8 protein-coding genes are annotated in these 10,000 nt (G+C 40.8%); 4 read left to right on the top strand and 4 right to left on the bottom strand.

Going from position 1 to position 10,000, the window contains the following annotated elements; translation table 11 throughout:
- The first annotated feature begins 300 nt into the window (after positions 1-300).
- From LDL18_RS02385 to LDL18_RS02375, 3 genes are all read left to right on the top strand, one after another.
- Positions 301-957: a LysE family translocator gene (locus LDL18_RS02385; RefSeq protein WP_296506758.1), complete on the top strand. Its 657-nt coding sequence runs from the start codon at positions 301-303 to the stop codon at positions 955-957.
- Positions 958-1,173: 216 nt separating this feature from the next.
- Positions 1,174-2,448, top strand: coding sequence for an MFS transporter (locus LDL18_RS02380; protein ID WP_296506756.1), 1,275 nt, complete (start codon positions 1,174-1,176; stop codon positions 2,446-2,448).
- A 100-nt stretch (positions 2,449-2,548) separates the two neighbouring features.
- The gene (locus LDL18_RS02375) at positions 2,549-4,261 is read left to right on the top strand and encodes a hypothetical protein (protein WP_296506753.1); all 1,713 of its coding nucleotides are present in this window, start codon (positions 2,549-2,551) and stop codon (positions 4,259-4,261) included.
- 19 nt (positions 4,262-4,280) lie between these two features.
- On the opposite strand, the gene LDL18_RS02370 is transcribed toward LDL18_RS02375, so the two are convergent.
- From LDL18_RS02370 to LDL18_RS02360, 3 genes are all read right to left on the bottom strand, one after another.
- A complete protein-coding gene (locus LDL18_RS02370) occupies positions 4,281-4,502 on the bottom strand; it encodes a hypothetical protein (protein WP_296506751.1) in 222 nt (73 codons plus the stop codon).
- A 239-nt stretch (positions 4,503-4,741) separates the two neighbouring features.
- Positions 4,742-6,070 (bottom strand): aromatic amino acid transport family protein, encoded by a 1,329-nt coding sequence (locus LDL18_RS02365; protein WP_296506749.1) that lies wholly within the window; start codon positions 6,068-6,070, stop codon positions 4,742-4,744.
- A gap of 225 nt (positions 6,071-6,295) precedes the next feature.
- Complete coding sequence (locus tag LDL18_RS02360; RefSeq protein WP_296506747.1) at positions 6,296-7,105, bottom strand: alpha/beta hydrolase; 810 nt, start codon at positions 7,103-7,105, stop codon at positions 6,296-6,298.
- Positions 7,106-7,308: 203 nt separating this feature from the next.
- Here LDL18_RS02360 and LDL18_RS02355 point away from each other — a divergent pair, with 203 nt between their 5' ends.
- Positions 7,309-8,133: an ABC transporter permease gene (locus LDL18_RS02355; protein WP_296506745.1), complete on the top strand. Its 825-nt coding sequence runs from the start codon at positions 7,309-7,311 to the stop codon at positions 8,131-8,133.
- A 41-nt stretch (positions 8,134-8,174) separates the two neighbouring features.
- Here LDL18_RS02355 and LDL18_RS02350 read toward each other — a convergent pair.
- Positions 8,175-10,000, bottom strand: a 1,826-nt coding sequence (locus LDL18_RS02350) for a hypothetical protein (protein WP_296506743.1), incomplete at its 5' end; no start/stop codon positions are given.

Genomic DNA, 10,000 nt, shown 5'->3' with positions numbered 1-10,000 from the left:
GGATAAAGACAAAGAATATCCTATAGGGATGAAGCTTTTTCACGCTTCATCCCTATGGGGTGCTATCTGATTTTAATGAAAGCCAAGTTACAGAATTATTGATAATAAGAATGCTCATTTTTGCGAGTTGGCATCCTTTATTTTCATTATTATTCGCAGAATCAGATTCAGGAAAAACGATCTTTCTTATAGAAAAAGTAATATCTGATTCAGAAGATGTTGCTATTCATTGACCGCAAGAATGTTCTATTCCGTCAGCCTTAAAAATAAATGATCTAAAAGGGGGCGACGATATCCACCATGCTATCTTTTCTTATGCCTATATTAGCCTTTGGGGCGGCATGGGGGTTAATCCTTTTAACGCCCGGCACTGAAACGGCCTTGATTATCAGGTTAAGTCTAAGCGTTGGGCATCGTGCGGCTATTGGAGCTGTGGCGGGTATTGTCACGGGGGTTGGTTTATGGGGCTTTGGCACTATTTTTGGTGTCAGCGCCATTATTTCTGCCTCGAAGACAGCCTTTACGGTAATACAATGGGCGGGCGCGCTTTACTTACTCTATCTAAGTCTAAGGCTGATTTGGCAATCGGTTAAGGGGTTTTCAAAAAAAGAAGCCGAGCTGTTATCTGAAGAACAATCTGAATCCGGTATCAAGACATTGGATTCCTTCAATGCTGGTTTTAGGCGTGGGTCATTAACAACGCTTTTAAATCCTTTAGTCGGGGTTTTTGATATGACGGCCTTTCCTCATTTTATTCCTGTCGGGCAAAATGCGGTTACCTATTCCTTTGCCTTGGTCGTTACTCAAATGGTTACGACCCTTTTTTGGTATTCGATTGTAGCGGGAATGGCGCTTTCTTTAGGAAGGTTTTTTGCCAATCCTAAAATTATCCGAATTTTGGATATGATTACGGGAATATTCTTTCTATTTTTTGCAGCAAAACTTGTTTTGGTTTAAAATTTAATTATTAAAATATTTATTATTTTTTCCATAAATTATTATAATTTATCTAACCAGCCAGCCAATAACGTTGGCTGGTCTTTTTTTTATTCAACCAAGACTCATAAATCGATTGGAGTAATCATCTTATATTGCTACTTTTTATAAAGAAAATTTTTTACTTTTTCCAAATTGTAACTTAGTATTTCAAAAAACACAAAAAGGCATTTATCCGTGTCAAGCCATACCGACTTAAATGCACAAAAAAGCGAACAAGCCTTGAATCCTGTTTACGTTCTTGCCTGGCTTTTATGTGCTGTTTTCTATTTCTACCAATATGCGATCCGAGCCACCCCTGGCATTATGCAGGGGATTCTAACTGAAAATTGGGGGCATAATCCTTTAGGCATTATGGTGCCGCTTTATTATGTTGCCTATGCAGGCATGGCACTGATTGCCGGTTTTCTTCTCGATCGTTATGGTGCGCATAAAACTATTCCGGCGGGCATAGCCCTTGTGACGATAGGTAGCCTATTTTTTGCCCGTGGCTATGAATGGCTAGCGATTACGGGTTTCACCTTGCAGGCGGTCGGCTCTATTTTCGCTTTTTTGGGGGCATCCTATATCGCTGCCCGATATTTACCGCAGAGAATGTTGGCTATTTTTGTCGGCTTTACTGAATGTCTGGGGATGGCAGGTGCAGCCTTTGGTTCAAAATTGGTTTCTATCTTTCTTGACCCAGCGGGTACTTTCCATGTCCAGTGGCAAAAAATCTGGATAGCTTTTGCGATTATTGGTGCGATTTTAACGGTATCGACTTTTATTGTTATGCCTCATGGCAAAAAAGACGAAGAAGAGGAGCAGCGTCAGAAACTGGACTTCTCAAGTCTTATCCAGCCATTCCAGCTTATCTTTTCTAATCCCCAAAGCTGGCTGGCTGGTGTTATCGGGGGATTGTTGTTTGCCCCAACAACAATCGGGATTTTAGCTTGGGGAACCTCTTTCTTTTCTAAAGGAGAGCATATTAGCATTGCAGAAGCCGCCACCTTGGTTTCAATGGTGCCATTGGGATGGGTTATCGGTTGCCCGCTGATTGGCTATATTTCTGATAAAATAGGCCTGCGCCGTCCAGTGTTAATCGGTGGAAGCAGCTTGTTACTTTTAAGTTATATAAGCCTGCTTTATGTGCCAACAGTGATCTTGCCAGCCTATATGCCGCCCCTTTTTATGGGCATTGCTTCTGGTGCAGCGATGTTACCTTTTTCAGTCATGAAAGAGGTCAATCCGCCAGAAGTCAAAGGCACTGCCGCCGGTATTATGAACTTTCTGGTTTTTCTTACCAGCAGTTTGATTTCCCCTGTGATTACCGGTTTGATTGGCTCGCATAGCCCAAACCTGACTCTCGCTGATTTCCATCGTGGCTTTATGCCCCTGATTGTAGGGATTGTGCTGGCTATTTTTCTCAGTTTCTTTTTGCGGGAAACCGGCTGGAAACATGGCCAGAAATAAACTTCATCACATATTTGGGATGTAGGTTTTCGTGTTTTTTCAAGAAACATTTCGATCATTAAAAGGCCGGTTAAAATCCAGTAGAACCGGCCTCGGTAGTATGATTGCGCTTCTTTTAATGGGCGCTTTTCATCAACCAGCTTTGGCGGATGAAAAAGACGACCAAGAGTTAGCCGCAATCAAGCTACAAATCCGTCAGCTTATGGAAAAAGTGGATGCGATCGAACAAAAAAAAGAAAAGGAAAAATCGACAGTTATTGAAACCAATGCGGAGCGTCAGTCTTCGCCAGCCATTTCTTCTCATACCGATACAAAATCGCTATCCCCCGCCCCGCATTGGATATCTTTACCGCCCCCGAATACTGCCCCCATCAAAGCCAATAATCAAAATAGCCCCTATCATTCCTCTATTGATTTAAAATCATCCAGCCCTGCGGCTATCACCCAGACGGCTGTTGACAGGCTGCCGCCGGTTTTCAGTATTGGGAATGTGTCTGTTAAGTTAGGAGGCTTTGTCGAGCTATCGAATATTTGGCGCAGCTCCAATATGACCAGTGGCCCTGCCACCGCGTGGAACAATTTCCCTTATGCCAATAGTCCCAATCATGGGTTAGATGAAGAGCGGCTATCGTCTCAATTGACCCGAACTTCGGTTTTGTTAGAGGCCGATCCAACAAAATCTATTCAATTACAGGCCTATCTAGAAAGTGATTTTGGAGGCGCTGCCAACACGACCAATAGTATCCAAATTAGTGGTTATACTCCGCGTTTACGCCAAGGCTATTTCACCTTCACTCAAAATGAGTGGGGTTTCCATGTTTTAATGGGGCAAGCATGGAGTTTGGTCACGAATTATAGCAAAGGCCTATTACCGAGGCAGGAGCAATTACCCCCTGTAACAGATAATAACCAGATACCGGGTATCAGCTTTACCCGTGTGCCTCAAATCCGTTTTGAAAAAGACTGGAATAAAAAATATTGGCTAGGGCTTTCTTTGGAAGATCCCCAAGCAACCGTCGCCTTTTCTTCATCCGTCCCTTCTGGTGGTCGTTTACCGGCGGCCTACGGCGAAACAATGGGCCCCAAAATATTTTATGAAAATTCCGGTGGTGTCTTGCTGAACAGTAATACGGTTTACACCTATAATCCGGCACCGGATATTGTGTTGAAAACTGCCGCTGATACGCGGTTCGGGCATTATGAAATCTTTGGTCTTGCCCGTTGGTTCCGCTCCTTATCTGTGCCGGTTGGAGCAACGGCTAGTGAAAAACACACGCATTTCGGTGGCGGTATCGGCGCGGGTATGACAGTTCCGTTAATGGCGGACAAATTACAGCTTACCGGTAATATTTTGGCTGGAGAAGGTATCGGACGATATGCCCCAACGATGCTGCCGGATACAAGTTTTAATAGTCGGGGGTTACTATCCCCTGTCCCCGAAGTTATTGGAGCTATGGGCTTAATCGGACATCCAACGCCTTCCATTCTGCTATATGGCTATGGCGGGGTCGAAACGGCTGGTCGTCGCCGTTATATCGGTGCTGATGGTTCCCAATATGGATATGGCATAGACGATCAGGATTTAAGCGGCTGTAATGTCGAATTTGGTGTCTGTAATGCCCAGACCCATACTTTAGCTTCTTTTACCTTGGGAGGATGGTGGCATATGCTTCATGGCTCTTACGGTAGCGTCATGGGTGGGCTACAATATACCTATATCAAGAAATTCGCCTTTTCTGGCGCTAATGCTGTTCGTCCAACAACATCCGGTAATACCCTCTATGTTACTTTCCGGTATTTTCCTTTCCAATAACCAAAGTTAGCCTCCAAAGCTATTCATTCTCTAGGCCGTCTTGACGGCCTTCGGATAACGCGCTGATAATTTTTTTGGCTTTGATATTGCCTAAATTAGCTTGTTTCTGGATTTCTAATAGATGTTGTTTATTGGATGCTTTGGGTAATGCGGAACGCATATCTTGATGGGTAAAAAACGGCATAAGCGCGAAAAGACTAATCACGCCCAATCTGATACAAAAATTACGTCTAGAAATCATATAAAGGTCTTATGATATGTAATTTTTTGTAAAATATAATTAAATAAGGAATGAATCAAGGATTCAAAAATATAAATTTTATTTTCAAAATAAATGTTGCGAAATCAGTGCATTATGGTGTGTTTTTTAGGAAAAATAAGGAGGAAATGGATAAATCATTCCCTCCTATATCAATTCGAAGTCTTTATCTTAAAAACATACCTATACAAGATCGATAGGTCGGATTGTCGGTGGTCAATCTATAACCATGTCACAAAGGGTGACAGGCATAAAAGAATACCGATGATCGCGATGAAGATAAGACCTGCTCCACGATATTTTGACAGGGCTGGCCGCTTCATGACGAGCCAAACGGGAATAAGGCATCCGATGATCCCGAAAATCGGACTGCAAAATGTTGTGAAAGACAACACGGGCAAGTTAACGATAACAGCACCCCATGCCAGTAAAACCGCAAAAATCATTACGCCATATTGAAGCCAGCGTCCTTGCAATTTTTCAGAAGGCAGCCAGCGTGACCCTATCGTTGTAAAAATGCCGACGCAGGCTTCACGAAAGCCAAGATAGACCCCGAAAAAGGCTGTCATCACTGCAAATATATTCAGAACAACGCCAATCAGCCCAACTGAACTGGCGGGAAATATTTGTGCCATGATAGCGAGCGCCGAAATATTCTGTTGATAGGCGGAAACCGCGCTTTCATGGCTCATCGCGAGTGTAAAAGATATCGCGTAGAAGAAAACCGTTATAAACAAAATGGCAAAAGCAATATTCATTGCCCGCAAGGCTTTATGACGGGCAACTTCGGGCGATTTTTCACGCGCTCTATAAGAAATAACCATTGGGCTTAAAGTCTGAATAAACAGAATAGAAGTCAGCGTAAAAGGTAGTGTGATAATGGCTTTTGAAATCAAGCTGCCTGTTGGTGGAACCGAACCAAGATTAGCAAAATTCCATTGCGGAATCATAAATATTCCCAAGGCAGCTACGATAAACAGCTTGGTCAGAACCATTAATCCCGATAATTTAAACAGCATCCGTTCGCCACGCGAAGCCAGTGCTACCAGAATAATCATGAGAACAAGCGGATACCATGAAGTTTGGGATAGGAGTTTATGGGTAATACCAAAACTATGTAGGTAAGAGGCGCTATCTCGTGTGATGGCAGTAGCGTAGATGAACATCCAGATTGTCAGCATAACGAAATAGAGCGCGCCAAGAAAAAGCCCCCATTTTCGGCCTAAATAGCTGGAAATCATATCTGGATAAGTTTGGCTGACTGTAGCCGAAGCCAGCGTATTTATAAATAACCGCTGGAACATATACATGCCAGGATAACCGACAATGGCAGAAAGCAGAAAAACCCAAATACCCATCAGGCCGACTTGAACAGGAAGAAAGACGATTCCTGCGCCGATTGCCATGCCGATACTCATAACGATCCAGCCGATATCGGTGCTGTCAAAGCGTATAGCGGCGCGCCATTCTTCTTTGGTCAGTTGAGGAACTACATTATCGGATGTATCTTGTGAATGTTTTGACTCTGTCTGGTCTCGTTTATTCGACATAACCCTCTCTAAAATTTTATATATCAAAAACGTAATTTTTTAATAATTTTGATGTAGGAAAATAGCTTGTAAATATTTTGTCGTATTAAAGTTTATCTTTTAGCGATCAACCGGAATATTTTTCGATAGGAACGAAGGCTGGACGTAAAAAAAGCAGGTGTTTTTGAGGCACCTGCTTTTATGTGTAGCTATGTGTAGCTATGTGTAGCTTGGGAAATGATTATTTTATCGTGAAACAGACATAAAATCTTGAAGGGCGGCATTAAATAAATTGGGTGCCTGAATGAAGGCAAAATGGGTTGTATCGGGTAGCAGCATAAAAGAGCTGTCAGGAATATGTTGGAACAGATATTCGAGATGTGGTCTGTTAATCATCTCATCCCGATCACCATCAACAATCCATGCCGGACAACGGATAGAAGAAAGTTGATCTATCGTGAATGCGGAATCATGCTTCCATTTCCAGAGTTGTTGCACATTTTCGTAAAATTGATCGAAATTATCCGGTGTTGGTGAAAGGCGATGATATTCTTCTTCAGCGCGTTCGAGGAAGCTGCTGACGACTTTGTTACCGCCAAAATTCTGGTTTAAGCCCGCGAGAGACATATGCGCGCCATAAGCAAAAATGCGGGTGATTTTTTCAGGAAATAAAGCGGCAAGCATAATGCTTTGTATGCCGCCATCGCTCCAGCCGATAATGCTAGCTTTGGCAATGCCAAGGTGATCCATAAGGCTGGCGACATCGTGGGTCATCTGGTTGTAACTTAGCGATCTATCGCCCGCAGAACTGCGACCATGCGCGCGGCTGTCAACCACAATGACACGATAAGATTGCATCAGAAAAGCGGCTTGAAGACCCCAATAATCTGAATTTGCCATACCCCCATGCAGTAAGATGACGGTTTCCTCACCTGTGCCACCCATGGCATAGTAGAGGGAACAGCCATTGATTTCAGCATGTTGTCCCTTTAGGGCATCAACCGTTTTTGGGGTATCGTCCAGAGTTTGCCAACGCATCGGAATAGTTTTGGCCATTTGCTTCACTCCTGTGAATGCTGTTCAGCTTGCTTCAAAAATCAGTAGTCAATCGAGCATACTGATACGGATCACTATTGTTGTGTCGAGGAGAGCGCATCAACAGCAAGGCCTATTTGTGTCTTATTGTTTCTAAGTCAATAGAGAGCAGATAGAATAAAATCTCTCTTATCATTGAATATAATTTCTTATAGAAAAAAATAATGGAAGCAAAAGTCTATAAAAACAACAATTCCTCTATCAGGGAATTCTTATGTGGTTTGCGTATACAATCCCGAGTGATTGGAGCCCTTATCCTGCGCGAACTTCACACACGTTACGGACGTGAAAATATAGGTTATCTATGGATAATCTTGGAGCCGATGCTTTTTGCAACAGGTATTGGAATACTCCATGCAGGTTCAGATTCATCTGAATTTGCGATGACTGATATAAAACCGGTACCTTTTGCAATTGTAGGGTATGGGACGTTTATTATCTTCAGAAACATCGTCAATCGGTCGGGTGGGACAATCGAAGCGAACGCGCCGTTATTATACCATAGAATGGTCAGTCTTTTTGATATGTTGTTTGCACGCACTATTCTTGAAGCTGCAGGCATTATGTGCAGTGTTTTTATCCTAATATTCTTATCTTATTGCCTTGGAATTGGGGGACTACCTGTCCGGCCATTATATATCTTGTTAGGTCAATTATATATAACTTGGCTATCTTTTGCTATATCGGCCATTGTCTGCGCAGCAACATACGAAAATGCTACTATTGAGCGACTAATACATCCAATGACATATTTTGCTATGCCAATCTCTGCAATCTTTTTTATGATGGAATGGATTCCAAACCCCTATAGGGGATGGCTTGAGTGGGTTCCCATGGCTCAGTGTATAGAGATGGTGAGGTATGGACAATTTGACTCTGCCAGCGGTAAATATTTTAACTTTAGTTACCTGTCTTTTTTCTGTACGATTACTACACTAATAGGCTTACTAGCCTTAAGAGCAATAAGACGGCATATAACGCTCAACTAAATTTTAGCCACCTTAATTAATTAAGGTGGCTATTTCAAAATCTAGATATTATTTTTTCTATTTCTTTCTTTGAAAAATGATTTTCCAATTATTTTAGACAGAGGGTTTTTTGCATCCTTAAAAAATAATTCTGGATTATTATGAAGCTTGTTTCTCAATCTTTCGCTGATAATTTTATCAAGGAAAAATAAAGAGATCTTAAGTGCCGAAGACTCTACGTCGATATTTGAAGATATTTTTTTAGACTGAAATTTCTCAACGGGTCGACTTACATGAATACCGTTATTTTCATCTTCTTGCATTTGATCGTAAATTCGCCATGCCTTTGCCATTGAATCGAAAGAAAGAGGATTATCTTTCAAGACTCTGGAAATTGGGAATTTTTTCCTGACATTGCAGAAAGAATTCCCAACAAAACGCCATTGTGAAAAAATAAAGCAATTCTTTTCTTTGAAGATAAAAGTATGTTTTTGAAAATCTCTTATAAACTCTACATAATTTTCATTAATCACACAGTGAGAAACATGAGCCTCTTGCTTGCTTATGAAATAGGCGGCGATAGCTTTTGATGGATTATTGTCATCATTTTTTACTTCGACCCAGACATGACCACGTGGATATTCTGCGACTTTAAAAGGAAAAAACAGGACATCTGGGACGAGGCCTGTCATGCTTGCTTCCATTGATCTTAACTTATCACGAAAGAACTGGCTAAGATCAGTAAGCGCTGGGAGGCTGTCGGTTCGGGACCACCAAACATTCTCTTGGTCATGCATGACTCGGCTTATCTCATGTACCCGAAAGGGCAAATGACGCATCAATGCATAAGGAAAATCAATTACAGCTGGTTTTATCGCATTTTCTAATATATTTTTGAGTAAAATAGATTCTGGATTAAAAAATAATTTATCTATATTGTTTTTTATATAATCGAAGGTTTTAAAATAGTGATCCATAGATTTTATATTACCTATGGCGAATTGATCATTTATCCCTTTTGAGTGATAGCATTTAGGAAAATAAATAGCATTTTCTATGAAATCACCTTCATCGCTAATTTTGACCAGAATTTCTTTCAGTGAGAGATCTGGGTACACATCTGGCCTTATTCTTACGACATAGTCATAATCTTCATAATTTTCGATAAGCTCAAAAGATTTTTGTATACTATAAAACATAGAGAGCGAGCCGTGATCACGTCCTGCTTTCAAACGTGGCTCACGAAACTTTATCTGTCTTTCTAAATCCCAAAATGATTTCTGGTCTTCAAATAAATATTTTTTAGGTTTCAGTTCGTGAATTATAAGTGCTTCTGATGTGTTATGCCAGCCATGCAAATAGACGTCACAGTCAACGCCTGACAAGAATGATTTGATTGTTCTTACTTGCTGTTCTGGCGTTCTATGAACAACATGCCGGAATTCACCGCTTATACAAATTGCGATTTTTTTATTCATCCATACATGATGATGTGAGGATATTGTTGCAGTAAAATAAGGAAGTTTTTTTAGTTCTGGGAAATATTCTGGACTAAATAATGGTGGCTCTAACCGAATAAAAGGCAATTTAAATTCTTCAAATAAAGATGATAAATAATGTACTTCATTTGGAGCTAAAATATTCAAAAGATAGTCGTTTCCAAATAATGAAAATGGCAACTCATCTAGTTTAAATCTATGACTTATGTCCTGAGGAAGTAATTTTTCGATAACATTTTTAAAATCATAAAATGTATATTCGTTTTCAAAATATTTTTCTAAATAATTATAGTATAAAATATTTTCAAAAAAATCTACGCTTCGACCTTCATAGCGGTACAGGTCAAAATTATAATTTTTATTAACATCTCGAATATAGTCAAAGAATA

The organism is Zymomonas sp., from assembly GCF_020216885.1.
GTDB lineage: Bacteria > Pseudomonadota > Alphaproteobacteria > Sphingomonadales > Sphingomonadaceae > Zymomonas.
This window is presented reverse-complemented; position numbering and strand designations above follow the sequence as displayed.